General features: G+C 60.4%; 21 protein-coding genes and 1 pseudogene. 6 read left to right on the top strand and 16 right to left on the bottom strand.

Annotated elements, in window-relative coordinates:
- Positions 1-23 precede the first annotated feature (23 nt).
- On the top strand, positions 24-1,082 hold the full coding sequence (locus tag AC3WWR_RS05915; protein WP_083348605.1) for an aromatic ring-hydroxylating dioxygenase subunit alpha: 1,059 nt from the start codon (positions 24-26) through the stop codon (positions 1,080-1,082).
- Between the two features lie 88 nt (positions 1,083-1,170).
- Positions 1,171-2,121, top strand: coding sequence for a PDR/VanB family oxidoreductase (locus tag AC3WWR_RS05910; protein ID WP_020795363.1), 951 nt, complete (start codon positions 1,171-1,173; stop codon positions 2,119-2,121).
- Positions 2,122-2,130: 9 nt separating this feature from the next.
- On the opposite strand, the gene AC3WWR_RS05905 is transcribed toward AC3WWR_RS05910, so the two are convergent.
- The 5 genes from AC3WWR_RS05905 to AC3WWR_RS05885 all read right to left on the bottom strand — a co-directional run bounded on the left by AC3WWR_RS05905 (position 2,131) and on the right by AC3WWR_RS05885 (position 6,812).
- Positions 2,131-2,844: a GntR family transcriptional regulator gene (locus AC3WWR_RS05905; RefSeq protein ID WP_008063900.1), complete on the bottom strand. Its 714-nt coding sequence runs from the start codon at positions 2,842-2,844 to the stop codon at positions 2,131-2,133.
- An 84-nt stretch (positions 2,845-2,928) separates the two neighbouring features.
- On the bottom strand, positions 2,929-4,179 hold the full coding sequence (locus tag AC3WWR_RS05900; protein ID WP_093935840.1) for an OprD family porin: 1,251 nt from the start codon (positions 4,177-4,179) through the stop codon (positions 2,929-2,931).
- 69 nt (positions 4,180-4,248) lie between these two features.
- Entirely contained in the window at positions 4,249-5,583 is a 1,335-nt protein-coding gene (locus AC3WWR_RS05895; RefSeq protein WP_020795361.1) for an MFS transporter, read from the bottom strand.
- Positions 5,584-5,951: 368 nt separating this feature from the next.
- Positions 5,952-6,233 (bottom strand): hypothetical protein, encoded by a 282-nt coding sequence (locus tag AC3WWR_RS05890; protein WP_020795360.1) that lies wholly within the window; start codon positions 6,231-6,233, stop codon positions 5,952-5,954.
- A gap of 123 nt (positions 6,234-6,356) precedes the next feature.
- Complete coding sequence (locus AC3WWR_RS05885; RefSeq protein WP_492598559.1) at positions 6,357-6,812, bottom strand: eCIS core domain-containing protein; 456 nt, start codon at positions 6,810-6,812, stop codon at positions 6,357-6,359.
- 393 nt (positions 6,813-7,205) lie between these two features.
- Here AC3WWR_RS05885 and AC3WWR_RS05880 point away from each other — a divergent pair, with 393 nt between their 5' ends.
- Entirely contained in the window at positions 7,206-9,332 is a 2,127-nt protein-coding gene (locus AC3WWR_RS05880) for a TonB-dependent siderophore receptor (protein WP_492598558.1), read from the top strand.
- A 76-nt stretch (positions 9,333-9,408) separates the two neighbouring features.
- Here the strand turns inward: AC3WWR_RS05880 and AC3WWR_RS05875 are convergent, their stop codons facing one another.
- The 11 genes and pseudogenes from AC3WWR_RS05875 to AC3WWR_RS05825 all read right to left on the bottom strand — a co-directional run bounded on the left by AC3WWR_RS05875 (position 9,409) and on the right by AC3WWR_RS05825 (position 21,548).
- A complete protein-coding gene (locus AC3WWR_RS05875) occupies positions 9,409-9,600 on the bottom strand; it encodes a DUF1289 domain-containing protein (RefSeq protein WP_020795357.1) in 192 nt (63 codons plus the stop codon).
- Positions 9,601-9,602: 2 nt separating this feature from the next.
- On the bottom strand, positions 9,603-9,974 hold the full coding sequence (locus AC3WWR_RS05870) for a hypothetical protein (RefSeq protein WP_033041586.1): 372 nt from the start codon (positions 9,972-9,974) through the stop codon (positions 9,603-9,605).
- 215 nt (positions 9,975-10,189) lie between these two features.
- Complete coding sequence (gene acs, locus AC3WWR_RS05865; RefSeq protein WP_033040724.1) at positions 10,190-12,145, bottom strand: acetate--CoA ligase; 1,956 nt, start codon at positions 12,143-12,145, stop codon at positions 10,190-10,192.
- Positions 12,146-12,203: 58 nt separating this feature from the next.
- Positions 12,204-12,959 (bottom strand): methyl-accepting chemotaxis protein, encoded by a 756-nt coding sequence (locus tag AC3WWR_RS05860; RefSeq protein ID WP_492598560.1) that lies wholly within the window; start codon positions 12,957-12,959, stop codon positions 12,204-12,206.
- A 102-nt stretch (positions 12,960-13,061) separates the two neighbouring features.
- Positions 13,062-14,087 (bottom strand): annotated as a pseudogene (locus AC3WWR_RS05855) (HAMP domain-containing protein); the annotation flags it as partial.
- 169 nt (positions 14,088-14,256) lie between these two features.
- The gene (gene exaC, locus AC3WWR_RS05850) at positions 14,257-15,777 is read right to left on the bottom strand and encodes an acetaldehyde dehydrogenase ExaC (RefSeq protein WP_083348609.1); all 1,521 of its coding nucleotides are present in this window, start codon (positions 15,775-15,777) and stop codon (positions 14,257-14,259) included.
- A 73-nt stretch (positions 15,778-15,850) separates the two neighbouring features.
- The gene (gene phnX, locus AC3WWR_RS05845; RefSeq protein WP_033042030.1) at positions 15,851-16,678 is read right to left on the bottom strand and encodes a phosphonoacetaldehyde hydrolase; all 828 of its coding nucleotides are present in this window, start codon (positions 16,676-16,678) and stop codon (positions 15,851-15,853) included.
- A 39-nt stretch (positions 16,679-16,717) separates the two neighbouring features.
- Complete coding sequence (locus AC3WWR_RS05840) at positions 16,718-18,061, bottom strand: MFS transporter (RefSeq protein ID WP_492598557.1); 1,344 nt, start codon at positions 18,059-18,061, stop codon at positions 16,718-16,720.
- Between the two features lie 270 nt (positions 18,062-18,331).
- A complete protein-coding gene (locus AC3WWR_RS05835) occupies positions 18,332-19,498 on the bottom strand; it encodes a 2-aminoethylphosphonate--pyruvate transaminase (RefSeq protein WP_454866503.1) in 1,167 nt (388 codons plus the stop codon).
- A 261-nt stretch (positions 19,499-19,759) separates the two neighbouring features.
- Positions 19,760-21,151, bottom strand: a complete 1,392-nt coding sequence (locus tag AC3WWR_RS05830) for an FAD-dependent oxidoreductase (protein ID WP_083348611.1) — start codon at positions 21,149-21,151, stop codon at positions 19,760-19,762.
- Between the two features lie 46 nt (positions 21,152-21,197).
- The gene (locus AC3WWR_RS05825; RefSeq protein WP_020800140.1) at positions 21,198-21,548 is read right to left on the bottom strand and encodes a RidA family protein; all 351 of its coding nucleotides are present in this window, start codon (positions 21,546-21,548) and stop codon (positions 21,198-21,200) included.
- Positions 21,549-21,682: 134 nt separating this feature from the next.
- On the opposite strand from AC3WWR_RS05825, the gene AC3WWR_RS05820 reads away from it, so the two are divergent.
- The 3 genes from AC3WWR_RS05820 (at position 21,683) to AC3WWR_RS05810 (ending at position 23,780) form a co-directional block, all read left to right on the top strand.
- Positions 21,683-22,558, top strand: a complete 876-nt coding sequence (locus AC3WWR_RS05820) for a LysR substrate-binding domain-containing protein (RefSeq protein WP_020800141.1) — start codon at positions 21,683-21,685, stop codon at positions 22,556-22,558.
- Between the two features lie 132 nt (positions 22,559-22,690).
- Positions 22,691-23,236: a chalcone isomerase family protein gene (locus AC3WWR_RS05815; RefSeq protein ID WP_033042024.1), complete on the top strand. Its 546-nt coding sequence runs from the start codon at positions 22,691-22,693 to the stop codon at positions 23,234-23,236.
- 19 nt (positions 23,237-23,255) lie between these two features.
- The gene (locus tag AC3WWR_RS05810; protein WP_151141348.1) at positions 23,256-23,780 is read left to right on the top strand and encodes a DUF3833 domain-containing protein; all 525 of its coding nucleotides are present in this window, start codon (positions 23,256-23,258) and stop codon (positions 23,778-23,780) included.

Here is a 23,780-nt window from a genome sequence, read left to right as displayed (position 1 = left end):
ACAAGCCTGTCCCGGAGAACCCTATGTATCCGAAAAACACCTGGTACGTCGCCTGCACCCCCGACGAGATTGCTTCCAAGCCCCTGGGGCGGCAAATATGCGGTGAGAAAATCGTCTTCTATCGCGGCCATGAAGGGCGCGTTGCTGCCATCGAGGATTTTTGCCCCCATCGTGGTGCGCCTCTTTCGCTGGGTTATGTCGAAAATGGCAACCTGGTCTGTGGCTACCACGGACTGGTGATGGGCTGTGACGGCAAGACCGTCGAAATGCCAGGCCAGCGCGTACGCGGCTTTCCGTGCAACAAGACTTACGCGGTGCAAGAGCGTTACGGTTTCATCTGGGTCTGGCCCGGGGAGCAGGACAAGGCTGATCCTGCGTTGATCCATCATCTGGAGTGGGCGGTCAGCGATGAGTGGGCCTACGGCGGTGGGCTGTTCCACATCAATTGCGACTATCGCCTGATGATCGACAACCTGATGGACCTCACCCACGAAACCTACGTGCACGCCTCGAGCATCGGCCAGAAAGAGATTGATGAAGCGGCGCCGGTCACCACCGTCCAGGGTGACGAGGTGGTCACTGCGCGGCACATGGAAAACATCATGGCGCCGCCGTTCTGGCGCATGGCCCTGCGTGGCAATAACCTGGCCGACGACGTGCCGGTAGACCGTTGGCAGATCTGCCGCTTCACACCACCCAGTCATGTCCTGATCGAGGTCGGCGTGGCCCACGCCGGCAAGGGCGGTTACGACGCCGAGCCGCAACACAAGGCCGCGAGCATCGTGGTCGACTTCATTACGCCGGAAACCGAGACGTCGATCTGGTACTTCTGGGGCATGGCGCGCAATTTCAATCCCCACGACGAAGCCCTCACCGCCACCATCCGCGAGGGCCAGGGGAAGATTTTCAGCGAAGACCTCGACATGCTCGAACAGCAGCAGAAAAACCTGCTGGCCAATCCCGAGCGCAACTTGCTCAAGCTCAATATCGATGCCGGTGGCGTGCAATCCCGGCGCGTGCTGGAACGCCTCATTGCCCGTGAGCGAGCGCCGGCTGCCGAGCTGATTGCCGCGGTCAAATAGCCAAGGGCAGCGCCCTTGGGCGCTACGCCAGTCCACCCCCATAGATCCTGTTCGCGGCCACTGCGGTGGCCGGCCTTGAAGGTGCGCCATGATTGAAGTCGTCGTGACATCCCGCAACAACGAAGCCCTGGATATCTGCAGCTACGAGTTGGCCTGCGCGCAAGGCGGGGCATTGCCCGGCTTCAGTGCCGGGGCCCATATCGACGTGCACCTGCCCGGCGGATTGATTCGCCAGTACTCACTGTGCAATCACCCGCAAGAGCGCCATCGCTACCTGATCGGCGTGCTCAAGGACGCCGGCTCGCGCGGTGGTTCCCAGAGCCTGCACGAGCAAATCAACAGTGGCGATCGGCTGCTCATCAGTGAACCGCGCAACCTGTTTCCGCTGGTCGTCGAGGGGCGGCGCAGCCTGTTGTTCGCAGGTGGCATCGGCATCACCCCGATTCTGTGCATGGCCGAGGAACTGGCCCACAGCGGCGCCGATTTCGAGTTGCATTACTGTGCGCGTTCCAGTGAGCGTGCGGCTTTTGTCGAGCGACTCAAAGGCGCTTCCTTTGCCGATCGCGTGCACCTGCATTTCGATGAACAGGCCGATTCGCGCCTGGACGCCGCCAGGGTGCTGGCCAATCCGGGGCCTGACGTGCACCTGTATGTGTGCGGCCCTTCAGGTTTCATGCAGCATGTGCTCGACAGCGCCAGGGGCCAGGGCTGGAGCGAGGGGCAATTGCACCGTGAATACTTCGCCGCAGCGCCGGTGGACACCGCTGCCGATGGGGCATTCCAGGTCAAGCTGGGCAGTAGCGGGCAGGTGTTTGACATTCCGGCGGACAAGACGGTGGTCCAGGTGCTGGAGAGTCACGGTGTCGAGATTGCGCTTTCCTGTGAGCAGGGTATCTGCGGAACCTGCCTGACCCGTGTGCTCGAAGGGGTGCCCGATCACCGCGACCTGTTCCTGACCGAGGAAGAGCAGGCGGCCAATGATCAGTTCACGCCCTGCTGTTCGAGGGCCCGCTCAGCACTGTTGGTGCTGGATCTCTAAGCGAGCCGATCATTCGCCTCGCGAGATCACCTTCACCCGCTCGCCATGGCTGATTGCGCCGAAGACCTCGGCGTAACGCAGCGTCGCATTGGCGTGTTCACGCATGATGGCTTCAGCGCGTGCGCCCTGGCGGCTGACCAGCGCGTCGAACACCGAGTGGTGTTGCATGTGCGCAAAGTTGAAGCGCCGGTATTCGCGCGCCATGTCTTCACGATCGATCGCCAGCGCCGACACTGAAGCGAAGGGGCGATGGTCGTTGCGCGCCAGGGCTTCGGCAATGGCCGGGTTGGCGCTGCTTTCGACGATGACCTGGTGAAAACGCATGTTGAGGTCATGGAACGCCTCAAGGTCTTCTTCTGTCACGTAGCCTTTGTCGAACAGTGCATCGCCTTGCACCAGGCATTCACGCAGCGCCGCCTGCGCCTGTTCGCTCAAGCCGCGTTCGGCGCTCTGGCGCGCCGCCAGGCCCTCCAGCACCCCGCGCACCTCCACGGCACCGGCGATATCGTCGGCACTGACCGAGCGTACCTGATAGCCCCGACCGCCATGGCGCACCAGCAAGCCTTCCTGTTCAAGGGTCACGAAGGCCATGCGCACCGGCATCCGCGAGACGCCGAAACGTTCCGCCGTCGGAATCTCCATCAGCCGTTCGCCGGCTGCCAGTTCGCCCGAAGCGATCATTTTGCGCAGTGCGACCAGCACCATTTGACCCGGTTTGCTCATGCAGGCGACTTCCAGAGGTTGGTTCGCCATAGTAACGCAAGGAGGGGACGGATGCAGGGGCGACAAGCGCCCCTGGGGGGAGGGTCAGAGGGACAGTGGGTAGCTGACGATCACGCGGGTCTGATCGAAATCGCTGTTGAAACTGCGACGGTTGGTGGCGTTGTTGACCCGCACGCTGAGGTTTTTCAGTGGGCCACTTTGCAGGGTGTAGCTGACCTCGGTGTCACGTTCCCATTCCTTGCCGTTGCTGCCGGCCTTGGTGGTGGCGTTCTCGCCGTGGCCGTAGCGGGTCATGAGCAATAGGCCGGGGAGGCCGACGGCGGCGAAGTTGTAGTCATAGCGAGCCTGCCAGGAACGCTCATCGGCGTTACTGAAGTTGCCATTGAACATGTCATTGCCCAGGGTGCGGCCGCTACTGCCATACACGGACATCCAGGCGGTATCGCCGCTGACCTTTTGCAGCCCCAGGTACAGGGTATGGCCACCCAGGTTGGCCGAGAACAGCCCGTAGGCGGTATGGCTTTGCACGTTACCGATCAGGGCGCTGCCGTCATCCTTGTCGACGAAATAGCCCAGGTTCGCGCCGAGGGTCCAGTCGCCGAACTTCTGCTTATGCAGCAGGTTCAGGTAGCTTTGCTGGTAGATGTCTTCGAGTTGCGAATGCCAGGCGCCGATCAGGGTCTGTTGTTCGTTGAAGCGGTATTCGGCGCCGGCATAGTTGAAACCGTCCGACATGACGGTAGGCGCCGCCCAGGCTGAAAGGTCCTGCATGTTCGACGAATTGCGCAGGCTCACGGCGGTGTATCGACCTGCCTGCAGGTTCAGGCCAGGGAGCTCGCGGGACACCAGCATGCTGCCCTGGAAGGTCTGTGGCAGCAGGCGACCGTCATCGTAGCGCAGTAGCGGAACGTCGGGCATCAGTTCCCCGAGCATCAGCTCCGTCTCGGACAAACGCATCTTTGCCGCCACCCCGGCGCGCCCGTAGTTGTCGGCGGAGTGACCATCGTCGTGCACCGGCAGCAGCTCCGAACCGCTGCGCTGAGGGCCGCTGTCGAGCTTGACGCCAAGCATCGCGATACCGTCCAGGCCAAAGCCGATAACGCCAGGGGTGTAGCCGGAACTGAACTTGAGGATCGCGCCCTGGGCCCATTCTTCGATCTTGCTCTTGCTGGCGCCGGGATCGTTGAAGTCACGATTGAAGTAGTAGTTTCGCAGCGTCAGGCTGGTCTTGGAGTCTTCGAAAAAGCCGCCGCTCTCGGCTTGTGCCGGAGGTAAAAGGGCAAGCGCCATTGCACCGCCGAGCAGAGCCCGGGGAGGGAGAGAAAGGTAAGTCATTATTGTTGTTTTCCTGGAGGTGTAGTCGGCAGCGAGGGCGGGGCCTCGCTACCTCTTTTTTGTATCGGCTCAGGCCTGGCTGAGTGCGCTGCCCGGTTGTGCCTGGACCTTGGGTCGCAGTTGCAGCAACACGACGGCGGCCATCACGAACACCACGGCAAACACCCCATACAGGTGCAGTGGCTGCCAACCGCTGTCGAGCAACAGGCCGGCCACAGTCGGCGAAAGGATGGCGCCGATGCGGCCGATACCGATGCCCCAACCGACCCCTGTGGTTCGCACCGAAGCGTCGTAGACAATCGGTGACAGTGCGTACAAACCTGCCACGCAACCGTTGGAGAACAGCCCGATCAACAGGCCCAGGCCGAGTGCCATTGATACCGATGAAGCGGAGCCGACGAACAGCACCAACAGCCCTGCGGTGATCAGCATGAACAGCGACAGCACCCGGGTCAGCCGCCAGCGCGAGGCCAGGCCGCCAATCAGCGCGGCGCCGAAGATGCCGCCGACGCTCAACAGCACGCCGCCGCTGATGCCTTGTTGTGCCGATAGACCTGCCGAGACCAGCAGCTTCGGCGTCCAGCTCATCACGAAGTAGAAGCCGAACATCACCAGGAAGAACAGCAACCAGATCAGCAGGGTGGTGCGCCGTGAATCAGGCGAGAGCAACTGCGCAAGGCGCCCTCTGCCTGAAATCGGCGCAGAGAGGGCGACAGGTAGTTCGTTCAGTGCTGGCTGGCCGAGGCGAGCGGCCAGTCGGTTGATGCGCACCAACGCGTTTGCCGGACGGCGGGCAATCAGGAAGTCCAGCGATTCTGGCAAGTACAGCAGCACCAGGGGAATCACCGCCAGGGTCACGGCGCCCCCGAACAGGAACACCGAACGCCAGCCAAAGTGCGTCAGCAACCACACCGACAACAGCCCGCCCAAGGTCGCACCCAAGGCATACCCGGTCGATTGCAGGCTCACCGCCAGCCCGCGCCAGCGCTTGTTGGCGTATTCACTGGCAATCACGTTGCTGCTGGCCAGGATCCCGCCGATACCCAGGCCGGTCAGCCCACGCAACAGCGCCAGTTGCAGCGGCGTCTGGCTCAGGGCCGACAGCAGCATGCCAGCCCCCGAGAGCAGCAGGCACAGCAGAATCAGTGGCCGGCGACCATAGCGATCAGCCCATGGCGCGATGAACAGAGAACCTGCTGCCATGCCAAACAGTCCGGCACTCAACAACAGCCCGATCTGCGCGCCGTTCAACGCCCATTCGGCGGACACGGAAGAGGCCGTGAAGGCCATCACCAGCACGTCGAACCCATCGATCATGTTCAGGACAATACAGATGCCCACGGCCAACCATTGGAAGTGAGCCATGGGACGTTCATCTACCACGCTCTTGAGATCGACACTCATGGCTGCCCCTCGAGAAGAGGCTGGGTAAAGGCAAAGCGAGAAAGGCACGCGTTGGTGGGTGCAAGCCGAAGCTTGAGCCCGATTGAGAAGTCATTCATCCCGACACCCTTGTTATTTTTATGAGCGGGCAGGCGCTGTACCTGACACCGTGCAGTGCCAGTCAATCAAGATATGGATCCATTGAAAAGTGGGTTTGACTGGATTTTTATCGAGATGTTTTTATTTTTTGAATAAATCACATAAAAATCAATGAGTTAATATGATTTATAAACTGTTCGATTATCGGTCATCTTCATTGGTTTTTATTAAGGGATCCATTGATGGCGGATGCGAAGCTGTCGGTTGCAGAGCATGTCCGGCCACAACAGCTATTTCTCCTGCGACTTCATTTCCGTTCTTATTTGCGTCTCAGGCCCGAAAAACTGATTGGGATCATCGGCCTTCTCCAGGTCAACCCAGGCTCGGCAAATGCAATGGGAGAATTGTTCCCGCACCTTTTCGGTGTCTTGCCAGTCCATGGGTGATGCCTGGGTTTTCTGTCCCTCGACTGTTTTATAGCAGACGCAATTGTCGAGTCGGGTGACGCCGTTATCGCTCTGGCAAGCAGTGGTAAGCAAAGAGATCGCGATGAGCATGACGATGCGTTTCATTGGCTCCTCTCCGAGGCTGTGGTGAAGGGCTTGGGTTGAATAGACGGCCCCACAGTAGAAGAAGCTTAGCTGTCATTTTCCATCGCTCCATCCACTGCCAGCTTTGGTAGCGGTCGCTTTGACTCACGGATTTCGAGGAAGCTCTGGGGAGGCTACGCTGGCTCTCAGCGCCTTCGCTACCTGGGTTTGAATCTCGTAGGCAGGTGCCTCGACGGCGTTGTAGTCACGGGTGTAGCGAGTGGCAAATTCGCCGACGCCCCATTGCTGGTATTGCTGCACGTGCTTCAACTCATGGGCCCATAACGCGACGTTGTTCAGTGCATCGTCCTGACTGCGAAAGACGATGATGTCGACAAGGGTGACGGCATTGACATCGGGGTTCTGCAGCATGGTGTTCGCGGCATTGAGCTCTTCGTCATCGCCGATCTTGTAGCGGGCCGAGTCGAGCACCTGTATGTCGTAGTAGGGTTCAAGCTGGGCGCGAATATTCAGCGGGATGGTTTGAACATCGCCGGTTGCCGCGGTGTTGCGCGATTGAACGATCCAGCTCTGTAATCCTGCGGCCGCTATCTGGTTCATGTTTTCGAAGAGCTCCCCGCTGTCCTCCTTGGAACCTGGAGCACAAAAACAGGCAACCACACACACCTGGTACTGACCTTGCGGGCAGGCGAGAGCCGTAGACGAAGTGCCAACGCACAAGAGTGGAATCGCCAGGCGCAAGGCTTGACGTAGAAAGACGGCTGACAATGGGGACTCCCGCAGGCAGTTATTTGGGCAGGAGCATGCTGTCCTGCCACGAATTCGACCGTTGTTACTGCGTTCGATTCCCTTGATCCACGGTTTTTTCGTACCATTGCCCGCAAAAATACGAATGAGAACGCCTATCAAAAGCTATTGATACGGTATACCATGCGCCGCGAAATTATTGGCAAGTATGCCGTCCCATTTGGCTATTCTCTCAAGGCTTCCTAGATGCGTCGTACCCTGCTGTCTATCTGTGTGCTCCAGGCGTTTTCCACTTCCACCTGGGCTGAGCCAGCGACAACCGCTGCAACCGGCCTGGAGTTGCAAGCGACCGACATCGTTGGCACCGCGGACCTTGAAACCGCCACGGGGCCAGTGGACGGCTATCGCGCAACCCGCTCTGCCAGCGCAACCCGTACCGACACGGCGATCCACGAAACCCCTCAGTCCATCAGCGTAGTGACCAAGGATGTCGTCGAGGACATCAGTGCCACAAGGTTGCAGGATGCGCTCGATTACGCCGGCGGCGTGGGACGGGCCAACAATTTCGGTGGCCAGGGGCTGACCACCTTCACCGTGCGTGGCTTTACCACCGGTGAGTTCTATCGCAACGGCTTCCCGATCAACCGTGGTTACCCGAATATGCCGGATGCGAACACCATCGAGCGGCTTGAGGTATTGCGCGGCCCGGCGACCACGCTTTACGGCCGGGGCGATCCCGGCGGTACGTTCAACGTGGTCTCCAAGCAACCGCTGGCCGAACGCACCGTCACGCTGGGCAGCCAGCTCGATGATCAGGGAATGAAGCGTGGCACCCTGGATGCCTCGGGCCCGCTCGACGAAGAGGGTCGCCTGGCCTATCGCCTGAACGTGGTGGGCGAGGGCGGTGACACCTTCCGCGATCACGTGGAAACCGAACGCTATGGCGTGACGCCGGTTATTTCGTGGCAGGCCAACGATGACACCAAGGTGATCTTCGAAGGCGATTTCATGCGCAACAATCACCCGCTGGATCGCGGCCTGACGCGCTATCCGAATCAGATTGGCACCGCGTCACGCGACACTTTTTTCGGTGAAAAAGACGTTGGCAAGTTGCACAACGACAACAACATGGCCCAGTTGCGTTTCGAGCACTTCCTGAATGACGACTGGACATTGGGCGGTGGCTTCCAGTGGCTCGATGGCACCTTGCAGGGCAATGCCGTTGAAGCCAATGGCGTGGCGGCCGATGGACGCACCCTGGGGCGCAACTTCAACTACCGCAAGCTTGAGTGGACAGACAAGGACACCCAACTCAATCTCACCGGGCATTTCACCGCGCTCGGTTTCGATCACACCTTGCTGACTGGCGTCGAATACGAGGATTACGACTACCAGTCGATCATCCAGCGCTCCAGCGGTGCAGTGAGTGCCTACCCGATCGATATCTTCGACCCGGTGTATGGCCAGCCTCGCCCGGCCCTGACCCGTACGCCGACCGACGACAAGGAAAACCTCAAGACCTACGCCGCCTTCGTCCAGGATCAGGTGGCGTTGACCGAGCGCTTGAAAGTCCTGGCGGGCGCCCGTTTCGAGCGCTTCGAGCATGACTACGAAACCTTCGTGCCGGGTGGCAGGAGCTGGGAAGCGAGCGATAACGCGGTGACGCCGCGTCTCGGCGTGCTGTATGACCTGACCGACACCGTGGCGGTGTATGCCAATACCGCGCGCTCATTCAAGCCCAATAGCGGGGCCAGCCGCGAGGGGGGTGGTTTTGACCCGGAGAAGGGCAAGTCCTATGAGATGGGCATCAAGTGGGAAGCGCTGGATCGCCAGCTGAGTGTGGACGCGGCGATCTACCAGATTGAAAAACGCAATGTCCTGACCACCGACCCCGTAGACTCGACCTTCAGTGTGGCGGCCGGCGAAGTGCGCAGCCGTGGCTTTGACCTGAACGTGGCTGGCAATGTCACCCCTGAATGGCGGGTGATTGGCGGCTATGCCTATGTCGACGCCGAGGTTACCCAGGACAACGTGATCGAGTCGGGCACCCGGTTGATGAACATTCCCAAGAACAGCTTCAGCCTGCTCAACGTCTACGAGTTCCAGGAGGGCGCGCTGAGGGGGCTGGGGCTTGGCACCGGGCTCAAGTACGTCGATGAGCGTGCGGGGCAAACGGCGAATACAGCGTTTTCGATGGGTAGTTACACCGTCGTCGATCTGCTCGGCTTCTACAAGATTAACGACCAGGTCAGGCTCAATCTCGATGTGAAGAACCTGTTCGACCGGGATTATGAAGAAGGTGCCTTTGGTAACGTCTATGCCTACCCGGGTGCGCCGAGGACGGTTCAGGTCGGTATTTCCTACACCTTATAGCTTGATGTGATGTAGCTCGGTGGGATGTAGCACGTTCACTCGCCCGCCGCGTTGCAGGGCGGGTGAGTGAGCGGGGTCAAGGCTTCTTGCCTTGGGTCTTCTTCAGCCCTTTCAAACGGACATTCGCCCTTTGCACGGCGGCCATTTTTTCCGGCCGCTTCATGCGTTTCCACTTCCTGATGTCTTCCTTGCTACGCCCGCAGCTCACGCACAGGTCGCCGCTCAACTGGCACACGGAAATGCAGGGATTGTCGATATCCTTGGCCATCTTCAATGCCCCCTGGTCACGTCTGATCGTGCCAGGCGTTTCTGCCAATCGCCACCATGGCTGAGTTGGCACTCCTCCTCAGAGTCGAATCGGACAATGCGCGCTGAAGGCTCCAGATCGATATTGGCCTCGTGCAGTGCGATGGCCGTCAGCTCAAGAATCCGCGCTTTCGAGCTAACCTCTGCGAGTTTTTTGTCGGCCAGCGTTTCGAACACCCAGGTCACCCTCAGCGTTTGGGCAAGGGCGTTCAAGTCAGCCGTATGGGTGAGCCAGGTAAAGCCTTTGATCTCGGATTTTGCTGTTTCGCAGGCATCGGTCAGCGTTGTGATCAAACGGCGCTCGAGCCGTGCAAGTTCACGTTTGCCCATGGGCATGGGGGGCTCCTTTGGAGATAAAAAATGTGTTCTGTGGTGTCTGACAGAACGCCATCGCGAGCAGGCTCGCTCCCACAGTTTTTTGATCACCACTAATCCCCTGTGGGAGCGAGCCTGCTCGCGAAGAGACCAACACTACCGAAACAAAACTGTCAGGCAACAAAAAGCCCCACCAGGCTCAACACCTGATGGGGCTTAGATGAAGCTGAAGGCTACTAAGCCACATTCATCGTCTTGTGCGTATCAATCAAATGCTGCACCACCCCCGGATCGGCCAGGGTGGAGATATCGCCCAGGCCATCGTATTCAGCGGTCGCAATCTTGCGCAGGATGCGCCGCATGATCTTGCCCGAGCGGGTCTTCGGCAGCCCCGGCGCCCACTGGATCACATCCGGCGAAGCAATCGGGCCGATCTCCTTGCGCACCCAGTTCTTCAGTTCCAGGCGCAATTGCTCGCTGGTCTCTTCGCCAGCGTTGAGGGTGACGTAGACATAGATGCCCTGGCCCTTGATGTCGTGCGGTACACCGACCACCGCCGCTTCGGCGACTTTCGGGTGGGCGACCATCGCGCTTTCGATCTCGGCGGTGCCCATGCGGTGGCCGGACACGTTGAGCACGTCGTCGACGCGGCCGGTGATCCAGTAGTAACCATCGGCATCGCGACGGGCGCCGTCACCGGTGAAGTACATGCCACGGAAGGTCTTGAAGTAAGTGTCGACGAAACGGTCGTGATCGCCATACAGCGTACGCGCCTGGCCTGGCCACGAATCGAGAATCACCAGGTTGCCTTCGGCCTCGCCCTCGATGATGTTGCCCAGGTTGTCCACCAGCGCCGGCACCACGCCGAAGAACGGCCGCGCCGCGGACCCCGGCTTCAAGGCATGGGCGCCGGGCAGCGGGCTCATCAGGGTGGCGCCGGTCTCGGTCTGCCACCAGGTGTCGACGATCGGGCAACGGGATTGGCCGACGTTCTTGTAATACCAGTCCCAGGCCTCGGGGTTGATCGGCTCACCCACCGAACCCAACAGGCGCAGGCTGCTGCCATCGGCGCCTTCGACGGCGGCCGTGCCCGCCGCCATCATCGCGCGGATCGCGGTCGGCGCGGTGTAGAGGATGTTGACCTTATGCTTGTCGACGATCTTCGCCACCCGGGTGATGTCCGGGTAGTTCGGCACGCCTTCGAACAACAAGGTGGTCGCGCCGTTGGCCAGCGGGCCGTAGACAATGTAGGTGTGGCCGGTGACCCAGCCGACGTCGGCGGTGCACCAGTAGATTTCACCCGGGCGGTAGTCGAACACGCGCTCGTGGGTCATGGCCGCGTACAACAGGTAGCCGCCGGTGGTGTGCTGCACGCCCTTGGGCTTGCCGGTGGAGCCGGAGGTGTAGAGGATGAACAGCGCTTCCTCGGCGCCCATCTCTTTCGGCGCGCACACGGTGCCCGCCACTTTCATCAGGTCTTCGTACCAGATGTCGCGGTGCTGGTTCCACTTGATGTCGCCACCGGTGCGCTGGCACACGATGACTTTCTGGATGCTGCTGGTTTCCGGGTTGGTCAGGGCGTCGTCGACGTTGGCCTTGAGCGGGATTTTCTTGCCGGCACGGATGCCTTCGTCGGCGGTGATCACCACCTTGGATTTGCAGTCGATGATGCGACCGGCCAGGGCCTCCGGCGAGAAACCGCCGAACACCACCGAGTGAATCGCGCCGATCCGGGTGCAGGCCAGCATGGCGACCACGGCTTCGGGGATCATCGGCATGTAGATAGTCACCACGTCGCCGCGGTGCACGTCCTGGCCACGCAGGGCGTTGGCGAACTTGCAGACTTGTTCGTGCAGTTCGCGGTAGGTGATTTTGCGGCTTTCGGAAGGGTCATCGCCTTCCCAGATGATCGCGACCTGGTCACCGCGTTCGGCCAGGTGACGATCGAGGCAGTTGTAGGAAACGTTGAGGGTGCCGTCGGCGAACCACTTGATGTCGACATGGTGATCGTCGAAGGACGTCTGCTTCACCGTGGTGAAAGGCTTGATCCAGTCGAGGCGCTTGGCTTGCTCGCGCCAGAAGCCGTCCGGGTTGACGACTGACTGCTGGTACATGGCCTTGTAGGTCGCCTCGTCGGTCAGGGTGTTGGCCAGAACCTCGGGACGAACGGGATACAGGGAAGCCGCACTCATCTTTCTTACCTCGGTGGAATAGTTGTTTTTGTGATCTGAAATTGTGTTGCTGCGCACTTCAAATCCTGAAGCGGCTGAGCAGTCTGTGCTGCTCGCCTACCTGTTCCCCCATCACGGAACACTGGCGGACCTGCTTGGCGGCACTGCCGGTGACTTCGAGGCTGATGTCGCGGATGTTGGACGTATTGCGATTGATTTCCTCGGTCGTGGCGCTCTGTTCTTCAGCCGCCGCGGCGATTTGCAGGTTCATGTCATTGATGCGGTAAATGGCTTCACGGATGCGCTCAAGGGTTTCATTCGCCGCGTTGGCATCCAGGGCGGTCTTGCTGGCGGTGTCGCGGCTTTGCTGCATGCGCACCTGGGCGTGTTTCACCCCCATCTGCAGTTGGTCGATCATCTGGCGTATTTCCTGGGTGGATTGCTGGGTACGCGACGCCAGGGAGCGCACCTCATCGGCAACCACGGCGAACCCGCGTCCCGATTCGCCAGCACGTGCCGCCTCGATGGCCGCATTGAGCGCGAGAAGGTTGGTTTGATCGGCGATGCTGGTGATGACCGCGACAATCGATTCGATGCCTTGACTGAGCGTGGACAATTCATTGATGGCCTGACCGGTGTCGTCCATCTCCTCGGCCAAACGCTTGATAGCCCCTGTTGACCTGGACACCAGGGCGACACCGTCTGCGGTTTGCCCGGTGGCAACGATGGCCGCCTCGGCAGCCGCTTGGGCATTGCGCGCCACGTCCTCGGCGGTCGAGGCCATCTCGGTCATGGCGGTGGCGAGTTGATCCAGTTCCTGCAGCTGAATTTGCACGCGACTGGCGGCCTGGTCCGCTTCAGACGACGTTGTGGTGGTGCTCTCGCGGACATGTCGAGCGCTGTTTTTCACATCGCCAATCAGCGATTTGAGGTTTTGCAGGAACTGGTTGAACTCCCTGGAGACCTGCGCAATTTCATCATTGCCAGACACGGGTAGTTGGTGGGTGAGGTCACCGTCTCCGCGGTTGATGTCTGCCAGTGACGCCTTGAGCCGATCCAGCGGCCAGAGTAGTCGCCGGACCAGCAAGCCCAGGACCAACAGGCTGAGCAGCACACCCAGGCCAGTACCGATCACGGCTCGCCAGCTGAGGATGCGGGCTGCGGCCATGACGATGTCCTGGTCCAGCACCACACCGATGTACCAATCCATGCCCTTGAGATCGGTGAGCGGAATGAAGGACACCAGGAGCGACTTTCCACTGCCGCTGGTTTCTTGAAGTTGACTGGTCAGCGGCAGGGCGCTACCGGCGAAAAGCTGGCTGTAGGGTTGACCATTCAGCCCGGCGTCCGGGTGAGAAATGATGTTGCCACTTTTACTCAGCAGGAACGCATAACCGGCGCCGCCGAAATCCAGGGTGTTGATGGCATCGGCCACGGTGGTCAGGCGGATGTCACCACCGAATACCCCGAGCGGTTGACCCGCGTCGCTGATCCGGGCCACCGCCGAGATCAGGATTTCGCCGGTGGTGGAGTCCTTGTAGGGTTCGGTCAAGACCGCTTGGCTGCCTGCTTTACCCGTCGCGTACCAAGGGCGGGTGCGACCGTCATAGTCGGGTTTTGGATTCCAGGGTGAAGCGTTCTTGATGGGTTTGCCGTCGGACTCGAGGGCGCCGAATACCAGCTTGAATTCGTCTTTCAAAATGGCTGAGTCGATGATCCTCTGGGGCGCTTGCGCGCTGTACTGACTGTCGATCGCCTGGGCGGCCAGGTCCATCAGATGAAGTTTGCCGTTCAGCCAGTTCTCGATCTGGCGTGCCACGGCGTTGCTCGATTCAAAAATACTGGCCTCGACCTGATGACGCAAAATCGTTCGTATCTGCCCTACCTGAACCAGTGACAGGAGGCTGGTCGTCACCAACAGCACAGCAGCAGCCACAAGGCTCACCTTGTAACGGATTTTCATCGGGGATTCACCTGCAGATACGGCGTGATCCTTGTAGGAGCGAGCATGCTCCGGGCGGCGTTCCGACGATGGTCGTCAACGATGACGCGATTAGTCTGGCACCCCGTGGCGTGCTCAGGTTTTTCGCGAGCATGCTCGCTCCTACAAGGTGGTGGTTGTTAGTGCGAAATCAGAAGAAGCCCAGCGGATTGATGTCGTAGCTCACCAGCAGGTTCTTGGTCTGCTGATAGTGGTCGAGCATCATCTTGTGGGTTTCACGGCCGACGCCGGACTTCTTGTAGCCACCGAACGCGGCATGCGCCGGGTACAGGTGGTAGCAGTTGGTCCACACGCGACCCGCCTTGATCGCCCGGCCCATGCGATAGGCGCGGTTGATGTCGCGGGTCCACAGGCCGGCCCCCAGGCCGAACTCGGTGTCGTTGGCGATGGCCAGGGCTTCGGCTTCGTCCTTGAAGGTGGTGATGCTCACCACCGGGCCAAAGATTTCTTCCTGGAACACGCGCATCTTGTTGGTGCCCTTGAGCAGCGTCGGCTGGATGTAATAGCCGCTCGCCAGGTTGCCCTCGAGTTTTTCCACCTTGCCGCCGGTCAGCAGCTCGGCGCCTTCGCCCTTGGCGATTTCCAGGTAGGACAGGATCTTGTCGAATTGCTGCTCGGACGCCTGGGCGCCGACCATGGTGTCGGTGTCCAGCGGGTCGCCACGTTTGATCGACAGGACTTTTTTCATCACCTCTTTCATGAAGTCGTCGTAGATCGATTCCTGCACCAGGGCGCGGGAAGGGCAGGTGCAGACTTCGCCCTGGTTGAAGAACGCCAGCACCAGGCCTTCGGCAGCCTTCTCGATGAAGGACGGTTCGGCCTGCATGATGTCTTCGAAGAAGATGTTCGGCGACTTGCCGCCCAGCTCCACGGTGGACGGAATGATGTTCTCGGCCGCGCATTTCATGATGTGCGAGCCGACCGGGGTCGAGCCAGTGAAGGCGATCTTGGCGATGCGCTTGCTGGTGGCCAGGGCTTCGCCGGCTTCTTTGCCGAAGCCCTGCACGATGTTCAGCACACCGGGCGGCAGCAGGTCGCCGATCAGCTCGACCAGCACGGTGATGCCCAGCGGGGTTTGTTCGGCAGGCTTGAGCACCACGCAGTTACCGGCGGCCAGGGCCGGGGCGAGTTTCCAGGCGGCCATCAGGATCGGGAAGTTCCACGGGATGATCTGCCCGACCACGCCCAGGGGTTCATGGAAGTGATACGCCGCGGTATGTTCGTTTATTTCGGCCGAGCTGCCTTCCTGGGCGCGGATGCAACCGGCGTAGTAGCGGAAGTGGTCCACGGCCAGCGGGATGTCGGCATTGAGGGTTTCGCGCACGGCTTTGCCGTTGTCCCAGGTTTCGGTGACGGCCAGCAGTTCCAGGTTCTGTTCGATGCGGTCGGCGATTTTCAGCAGCGCTAAAGAGCGGTCCTGCACCGACGTCTTGCCCCAGGCATCGGCGGCCGCGTGGGCGGCGTCCAGGGCTTTATCGATGTCTTCAGCCGTGGAGCGCGGGAATTCGGCAATCGGTTGGCCATTCACGGGCGAGGTCGTGGTGAAGTACTGACCCTTGACCGGTGCGACGAACTCGCCGCCGATGTAATTGCCGTAACGGGACTTGAAGGAAACGATGGCACCGGGGGTGCCAGGATGGGCGTAGTTCATGGTGGCGTTCTCTTGTTTTTTTGGATGTGGCCGTCCTTGGGACGGCCACTGTCAATTGCGCAAGCCGACAGGGTCAGGAGCCCTGAGGGGTTTCCCCACGTGCCAGGCGTGCATTGATGTCTTCAATGACCGCCGGCAAATCAACGATGGTGTCGATCAGGTAGTGAGGGCGCGAGCCTTCGAACATCTTGACGATGCGCGCGCGTTCCTCGGCCAATGCCTCCAGGGACAAATCCTTGAATTGGTCATAGGTCAGGCCCAGTGCGTTGCCGGAGCAGGTCAGCGCCACCGTCCACATGCCCGCGCTTCGGCCTTCGAGAATGCCCGGCCAGGTGTCATCGACCTTCACGCAAGCGGCGACGTCGCTGATGCCCAGGGCAATGACGTTGGCCAAGGCTTGCGCCGGGTGCGGGCGGCCATTGGGCACTTCGTCGGTCGCCACCACGTGGTCGGTGACATAGCCGTTCTTGCGCGCCAGTTCCACGACCTTCTCCATGACCACGGCCGGATAGCCGGAGCAGGAGCCGATTTTCAAGCCCTTGTCGCGCAGGCCGTTGATGGTCTCGAGCGCACCGGGAATCAACGCCGAGTGCAGGGCGATTTTCTCGATCTGCAGCGGCATGAAACGCTCGTAGAGTGCGGTCACATCATCGTCGGTTGGCAGGCGGCCGTAGACAGCGTGGTAGCGGTCGGCAATCTGTGGCTCGTTGCACAGCGTGCGGATGTGGTCCCACTTGCCCATGCCCATCGGCCCGCGGGCTTCTTGCAGGGACACCGCGACGCCGAACTCGGCAAAGGCCTCGACGAAAATCTGCGTCGGTGCGAAAGAACCGAAATCAACGACGGTGCCGGCCCAGTCCAGAACCACGGCTTGCAACTGAGAAGGTTGTTGGTAATTCATGATGATTGCTCCAGTGATAATTGATAGATGGGTTCGGGTTCAGGAGTTGGTGCCAAGTACGACCGGCTGCACCGGCGTCGAGGACAGCACCGGGCTTTCCACGGTTTTCGGGCGGCTGTTCCAGAAGGGCACCAGCATCAGGCTGGCCAGGAGTGCAGCGCCGGTGAACACCAGGAACACGGTGATGGTGTCGAAGTAACCCGGCAGCAAGCCACCGAGCACGGCACCGACCGAGCCACAGCCATTGACGAAGCCTGCGGCGGAGGCCGCGCCGTCCTTGCTGCCGAAGTCGATCGCCGCCGAGCCGCTGAGCATCGAGTCCGGCCCGTAAAGAGACAGGCCCATCATGAACAGCAGGCCGACCACGATGTAGAGGCTGCCGCTTTGCATGGCGGGAACGAACAGCGCAAGACAGGCAGTCAGGATCACCAGGCTTAGGACACAGACGGGAATACGACGGGCGCCGAAATACTTGTCCGAGGCGATACCGATGAGGATCGGTCCGATCAAACCGGCCAGTTCAAACGAGGTGGGAACGATGGCTGAGGCCACCTTGCCGATCTCGGGCATGCGCTCGTAGATGATCACCGGCCCCCACAGGAGGATGGCGTAGCGCGCTGGCTTGAGCATGAAGTAGGCGAGGCCGAGCACCAGCACGGTCCGATTTTTCATCACGGTGCGCAAGCCGGCCCACATGCTTTCACGCGGTACCACGACGTTGCTGACGGGCTCGATTTCGATCTCCACCGGCGGCAGGCCGACGTCTTCCGGCTTGTTGCGTTGCAGGAAGAAGAACAACACCGCCACCACCAGGACCACCACGGCGCTGCTGATAAACGCGAGGCGCCAGTCGTGGTAGTGGTTGTAGGCCCACCAGCCGGCAAACGGCGTGGCGACCAGGCCACCGAAGGCGTAGGAGGTGCTCCAGAAACCCAGCACGCGGCCGCGTTCGCTGGTGCTGAAGAAACTGCCGACGTTCTTGCACAGCCCCGACCAACCGGTGGACTGGGCGAGGCCCTGGACCAGCATGCAGGAAGCGAAAATCGGCAGGGTCGCGTAAGTACCCATCAGCAGCGCTGCCAGCGCCGAAATAACGAGCCCGCTCAGGACCACGACCCTGGGGCCGAAGCGGTCGGAGAAGTTGCCCCACAGAAACTGCCCCACGGCATACGCGGTCAGGTAGAGGGCGTCGAGATTGGCCATCATGGTCTTTTCGAGCATGAAGTCCGGGTCTTCGCCAATACCCAGCTTGGCAACGGAAAACGCCTTGCGGGTGAAGTAGAAGGCGGCATAGGCCACCCAGGTGATGAGGAAAACTTGCACGCGCCAACGCTGGAGCGATTTCCAGCCAGTGGCGAGAGGACTTGTAGCGTTCTTGTTCATGGTGTTCTGATCCCGTATGTGGTGCCAGACAGCGCAAATAATGAGTTTTGTTTTTGTTTTCGGTACAGAAAGACTGTCCACGCACACGGCATCGATCAGATGGCCGTGAGATGGCATCAGGCTTTAAGCATTAAATTGACGCGATCGCTGACGGCTGCCCGGCTCTGCCTGGCGATCAGTCAGCGAATCCATGTTTAAAAAAAGATCCCTGTCCAAAGGTGCTACCCATTGCACCTGTGCTCGAATTGACAAAGACCTTTAAAGGGGCGGTCAGCCTGCCGGTAGATGCATGTCGACGTTCATCGCCACAAGACTGTCGGCGATGGCGCGGAGCAATTGATGGACGATGTATTCGTCGATCTGGCCGATACAGCCGATGCGGAAACTCTCGGCGACGGTCAGTTTGCCGGGGTAGATGATGAACTGGCGGGCCTTGAGTTCATCGTAGAAGCGCTTGAACTCAAAGTTCGGATGTTCCGGACTGAAAAACGTGGTGATGATCGGCGACAGCCAACGGTCTTCCAGCAACGTTTTGAAGCCAAGCTTGCGCATGCCGGCGACCAGTACGTCGCGATTGCGTGTGTAGCGGGCCAGTCGGCCATGCACGCCGCCTTCGGCAGTGTGTTGCTCCAGCGCTTTATGAAAAGCCACGACGCTGTGGGTCGGAGGGGTGAAACGCCATTGCCCGGTGCGCTCCATGTATACCCACTGCTCGTACAGATCCAGGCTCAGGGAGTTGGCGCGGCCTTTGGCGGCCTCCAGCACGGAGCGGCGGATGATGACGAAGCCGAACCCCGGAATGCCCTCGATGCATTTGTTGGCAGAAGACACCACCACGTCGAACGTGATGTCTTTGACCGTCAACGGCACGGCGCCGAAGGAACTCATGGCATCGATGATCAGGCTCTTGCCATGGGCCTTCACCACATCGGCGATTTCGCGCAGCGGATTGAGAATGCCGGAGCTGGTTTCGCAATGGACGATGAAGACGTTGGTGACGTCCGGATTGTCCTTGAGCAGGGCGTCGACTTCCTCGGGCTGCGGCGGCAAGTAGTCGCCTTTGTCCAGGGTGATGAAGGCGCGACCGAGGTACTCCAGGGTCTTGGTGGCGCGTTGGCCGTAGGCGCCATTCATCAGCACCAGCGCTTTACCGTCACGGGGGATGGCCGTGGCCAATGCGGCTTCCACCGAGTAGCTGCCGCTGCCTTGCAACGGCACGCAGGCGAAGCTGTCGTCCGCGACGCCGGCCATGCTCAGCAGGCTCTGGCGAACCTCGGCCGTGACTTGATTGAAGGAAACGTCCCATGAGCCCCAGTCGCGCAGCATGGCTTCCTTGGTGGCCTTGGACGTGGTCAATGGCCCTGGGGTCAGCAGGTAGGGTTCACCCAAGACTGGTGTAGCCAGCGCCTGTGTGGTCGGGAATTCAGCTTTGGTCATGATCTTCTCCGGCGGTGTTGTTCTTGTAGGGGAGTGATGCATGTGCTGATCAAAACATCTGCGGAAAAATAACTGAAATCGATTTATCACATGTCACAAACAAGCTGGGCTTATAAGTGGAAACTGGGCGCATTGATCGATATCGGCACGCCGCAAATCTTCGCTCGCGGCTCAATTGAACGGTTGAAACCAGGAAACCCCGCCTGGCAAGCGCCAGGCAGGGTTGATCACCCAAACAAATATCGCAGACCTGACGCTGCGCTATGCCTTGTCCGACTTGCCCGCCGCCGCGGCGAACTTCGCCAGGCGCACGTCCAGTCGACGGGGGCGCAGGTTGCGGTCCTCGGCGTGCTCTTTGCGGCGAATGGCGTTGCGCACCATCAGCGAGCCCAGGTAGCGGATCGGCTCTGGCGGAAACAGGCCGAGCGGTCCTTGCACCAGCGGCGAGCGTGTCCAGGGGTTGTCCTGCCCCAACACCAGCGATGAAAGGATTTGCCCACCCATATGACAGGGACCGACGCCGCTGCCGGAATAGCCGAAGCCATAAAACACGTTGCCGCTTGCGCCCATTCGGCCGAAGAACGGCAGCCCGGTGACGGAGCGATCGGACGGGCCGTTCCACGTGGCGGCAATGCCGACATCGGCAAAGTCCGGGAAGAACTCGGCCAGGGTCTTGCGCAACAAGCCCTTGTAGGGCGAAGGCTGGTCGAATACTGGCAGGATGCGACCGCCGTAGGCGAAGGTATTGCCACCTTTGCCGAGCATGATCCGGCCGTCCGGGGTGTTGTGGTAGTAGTGCACGAAGATGCGCGAGTCGAGTACGGTGACCCCGCTGGTCAGGCCGATTCGTTCCAGCAGGTCGGGGCGCGGTTCGGTAATGATCATGTCGCTGGAGACGATGGCCACCGAGCGCGAAAACTCTGGAAAGGCACGGGCCATCCAGGCGTTGATGGCCATGACTACGCGCTTGGCCACGACTTTCCCGCCCGGCGTGTTGACGGTGGCCGGCAGCCCGTGTTCGAGGCCGGTCATTGGCGAACCCTCGTGGATCCGCACGCCCAGGTCGAGCGCAACCCGGCGCAGGCCACGCACCAGCTTGCCCGGTTGCACACTCGCCGCCGCCGGTGAAAACCAGCCTTCGACGTGACGGGTTGAGCCCGACATGCGTTGCACCTCAGGGAGTGCGCGTTTGGTAAAGGAGTTGATGCCATTGCGCTCCAGCGCCGCGATCACCCCGTCCGTCGAACCGACCTGGGCGCGGTTGGTCGCGGTGTAGAGCGTGCCATCGAGGCGGTAGTCGGCGTCCACCGCGTATTTTTTGCAGAAGGCGCCGATGGCGTAGATGCTCTGCTCCGATTCCTTGACCAGGCGCACAGCCTCTTCGACTCCGAACAATCGCTCCAGGGTGAAGAACTTGGCCGACCAGGACAGCGCACAACCGCCGTTGCGTCCACTGGCGCCGGCACCGCAGATGTCCGCTTCGACGATGACAACGTCCAGTTCGGGGTTCTGTTCCTTGAGCATGATGGCGGTCCACAGGCCGGTGTAACCACCGCCGACGATGCAGACGTCGGCGTGGGTGTCCTGGCGCAATGGTGGGCAGGGCGTATCGGATTGGCTTTTCAGGGCCTGGTCGAGCCAGAAGGGGCGCATGGGGAGTCTCCGTTCGAAAGGTTGCGGGGTGGCATTCAGGACGCAATCAGCCGCAGGCGGCGACCACGATCATTTCCACGCGCCAACCGGGGTCGATCAGGTTGGCCAGGGTACAAGCGCGTGCGGGGGCATGGCCTTCGGGGAAAAATTCGTCCCAGACCCTGTTGAGCCCTTCATAGTCCTCGCGGTGAGCCAGCAGGATGCGCACCGAAAGCACCCGCGTACGGTCGCTGCCGACACTGAGCAACAGCTGCTCGATAGCGCAGAGAACCTCGTGGGTCTGTGCCTCGATATTGCCACTGAGGTCCGTGGCAACCTGGCCCCCGATGTAGAGGACGTTGTCATGCCGGACCATGTCCGAACGGCGTTTTATCGTGGCGAAACGTTCGATTTCCATTAGGCATTCCTGATTGATCCAAGCAGCGGCCCGTTGGCCAAGGCATTTGCGAAATCCATCCTTGCAGTTCATTGTTCATAAATAAAATCGATTTATCGTATGCATGAATAAGTTGAAACTATAGGTAGGCCCCCATGACGATCTCCCATACCCAGCTCAAGGCTTTCCACGCCGTGGCAATCAATGGCAGTTTCACGCGCGCGGCCGAACAGCTCTGCCTGTCCCAGCCAGCGGTGTCCGACCAGGTGCGCAAGCTTGAGGAGTACTACGGTGTGATGGTGTTTTTCCGGGATAAACGCCTGGTGCGCCTGACGGAGGTGGGCGAGCGCTTGTTCGGGCTGACCCAGCGCCTGTTCGATATCAGTGTCGATGCCCACGACATGTTGATGGACTACCGCACCCTGTCGACAGGGACCCTGAACCTTGCCGTGGACGCGCCCGTGCATGTGCTGCCTTACGTCGCGCGCTTCTGTGCTCGATACCCGGGCGTGGATGTGAAAGTGGAAACGGCCAATACCGATGAGGTCCTGCAGCGGCTGTTCGGCCACCAGGCAGACATCGCCCTGCTGGGGCGCAATATCGAAGATGACCGACTGCTCAAGCTGCCCCTGCGCAGCGATCCGATGCTCGCCTTCGTCGCCCATGACCATCCCTGGGCACAACGAACTTCCATCTGCCTCGCCGACCTGGACAACACGCCCCTGGTATTGCGCGAGCAGGGCTCGGTGACGCGACTGTCCCTGGAGGAGGAGATGGCAACCGCGGGCTTGCGCATTCGCAAGGCCATCGAGGTGGAGGGGCGTGAAGCGGCCCGTGAGGCCGTCGCCATCGGTATGGGCGTCGGCGTTGTTTCGGCGGCCGAACTCGGTGCGGATTCGCGGATTCGCGGCTTGCCGATCGTCGATTGCCAGCAACGTTTTACCGAGACCCTGGTTTGCCTGCGAGCGCAGAGTTCCCGGCGCATCCTGACGACGTTCTTTGACATTGTCAGGGAGATGGCAGGGGCGTGATATCCGTGAGGGCTTGAGCTCGTCAGATACCGCCTTTCATTGCTGACCGTAGAGGTTATTAGCTGTACAAAATAAAAATTTGGTATAGCTTTTAAAGGCGTCCCTTGAGTCTTATCGAGGCCTTTGCACGATATGCAGACAGACCGCTTTATCCGCCACGTTGTCTGTCTTGTTCTGATGCTCCAGAGCCCAGGACTGTTGGCTGATTGGCGCGAGGCCCTGCCCGATGCTCGTCGGATAGGGGGCGGCGAGATGCGAATATTCGGTTTTTCCATCTACAGCGCGCAATTGTGGAGCCCACGCCTGCTTGCCGGTGATCTGCCAGGCGCGGATGTGCCTTTTGCGCTGGAGCTGACCTACCGACGCGCGATCAGTCGCGAGGATCTGGTCGAGGCCAGCATCAAGGAAATCCGCCGCCTGTCGCGCACCCCGCCGAATTCGCAATTGATGGCCCGTTGGGAGCGGGAGATGCTCAAGGCCTTTGTCGATGTGCGCGCCGGTGACCGCATCACAGGCGTCTATGTGCCTGCAGAGGGCGCACGTTTTTACGTCGGCGAGAATCTGCGGCATGTGGTGAAGGACGAGGCGTTCGCCGAAGCCTTTTTCTCCATCTGGCTTGACCCCCGAACCCGCGACCCGCAACTGCGCGACCAATTGCTGGGCATCGCCAAACCCTGAAAACATCGAGGAGATATGCATGCTGAGGATATGGCTATTGCTGCTGTGCATCGGCCTTGCAAGTTGTAGTCGGGTGGATGTGCAGACCTACAGTCAGGAAACCCCCAAGCTTGATTTGCGCGAATTTTTCGAGGGGCGGGTTGAAGCCTGGGGAATCTTTCAAAAGCGTTCAGGCGAGGTCACCAAACGCTTCCACGTAGAGATCAATGGCCACTCTGAAGGTAACCGGCTGATCCTCGACGAGTCATTTACGTACAGCGACGGTACTCGGCAGAAACGCTTGTGGACGCTCACCCCGGCCGGACTTGGCCAATGGCGTGGAACCGCTGGCGACGTGGTGGGCGAGGCGCAGGGTGAGGTGGCAGGTAATGCATTGCGCTGGCGATATGTGCTGAGGTTGCCGGTGGACGGCAAGGAGTATGAGGTTCATCTGGACGACTGGATGTACTTGATGGACGAGAACACCCTGATCAATCGCTCGTACATGTCCAAGTTCGACGTGGAGGTTGGCCAGATCACCTTGTTCTTCCGCAAGCAATCTTGA

It is taken from the genome of Pseudomonas sp. EB271-G4-1 (genome assembly GCF_058791355.1).
Note: the sequence above shows the minus strand (reverse complement) of the source record. Positions and strands in the feature narration are given on the sequence as shown.

Bases quoted from the DNA above. Each gene is read 5' to 3' on its own strand.
- AC3WWR_RS05815 (WP_033042024.1), top strand. From the start codon at position 22,691: ATGCAGACAGACCGCTTTATCCGCCACGTTGTCTGTCTTGTTCTGATG.
- AC3WWR_RS05830 (WP_083348611.1), bottom strand. From the start codon at position 21,151: ATGCGCCCCTTCTGGCTCGACCAGGCCCTGAAAAGCCAATCCGATACG.
- AC3WWR_RS05895 (WP_020795361.1), bottom strand. From the start codon at position 5,583: ATGAGTGTCGATCTCAAGAGCGTGGTAGATGAACGTCCCATGGCTCAC.
- AC3WWR_RS05905 (WP_008063900.1), bottom strand. From the start codon at position 2,844: ATGAGCAAACCGGGTCAAATGGTGCTGGTCGCACTGCGCAAAATGATC.
- exaC (WP_083348609.1), bottom strand. From the start codon at position 15,777: ATGAACTACGCCCATCCTGGCACCCCCGGTGCCATCGTTTCCTTCAAG.
- AC3WWR_RS05820 (WP_020800141.1), top strand. From the start codon at position 21,683: ATGACGATCTCCCATACCCAGCTCAAGGCTTTCCACGCCGTGGCAATC.
- AC3WWR_RS05825 (WP_020800140.1), bottom strand. From the start codon at position 21,548: ATGGAAATCGAACGTTTCGCCACGATAAAACGCCGTTCGGACATGGTC.
- acs (WP_033040724.1), bottom strand. From the start codon at position 12,145: ATGAGTGCGGCTTCCCTGTATCCCGTTCGTCCCGAGGTTCTGGCCAAC.
- AC3WWR_RS05910 (WP_020795363.1), top strand. From the start codon at position 1,171: ATGATTGAAGTCGTCGTGACATCCCGCAACAACGAAGCCCTGGATATC.
- phnX (WP_033042030.1), bottom strand. From the start codon at position 16,678: ATGAATTACCAACAACCTTCTCAGTTGCAAGCCGTGGTTCTGGACTGG.
- AC3WWR_RS05810 (WP_151141348.1), top strand. From the start codon at position 23,256: ATGCTGAGGATATGGCTATTGCTGCTGTGCATCGGCCTTGCAAGTTGT.
- AC3WWR_RS05835 (WP_454866503.1), bottom strand. From the start codon at position 19,498: ATGACCAAAGCTGAATTCCCGACCACACAGGCGCTGGCTACACCAGTC.
- AC3WWR_RS05870 (WP_033041586.1), bottom strand. From the start codon at position 9,974: ATGCCCATGGGCAAACGTGAACTTGCACGGCTCGAGCGCCGTTTGATC.
- AC3WWR_RS05840 (WP_492598557.1), bottom strand. From the start codon at position 18,061: ATGAACAAGAACGCTACAAGTCCTCTCGCCACTGGCTGGAAATCGCTC.
- AC3WWR_RS05900 (WP_093935840.1), bottom strand. From the start codon at position 4,179: ATGACTTACCTTTCTCTCCCTCCCCGGGCTCTGCTCGGCGGTGCAATG.
- AC3WWR_RS05915 (WP_083348605.1), top strand. From the start codon at position 24: ATGTATCCGAAAAACACCTGGTACGTCGCCTGCACCCCCGACGAGATT.
- AC3WWR_RS05885 (WP_492598559.1), bottom strand. From the start codon at position 6,812: ATGAACCAGATAGCGGCCGCAGGATTACAGAGCTGGATCGTTCAATCG.
- AC3WWR_RS05890 (WP_020795360.1), bottom strand. From the start codon at position 6,233: ATGAAACGCATCGTCATGCTCATCGCGATCTCTTTGCTTACCACTGCT.
- AC3WWR_RS05875 (WP_020795357.1), bottom strand. From the start codon at position 9,600: ATGGCCAAGGATATCGACAATCCCTGCATTTCCGTGTGCCAGTTGAGC.
- AC3WWR_RS05880 (WP_492598558.1), top strand. From the start codon at position 7,206: ATGCGTCGTACCCTGCTGTCTATCTGTGTGCTCCAGGCGTTTTCCACT.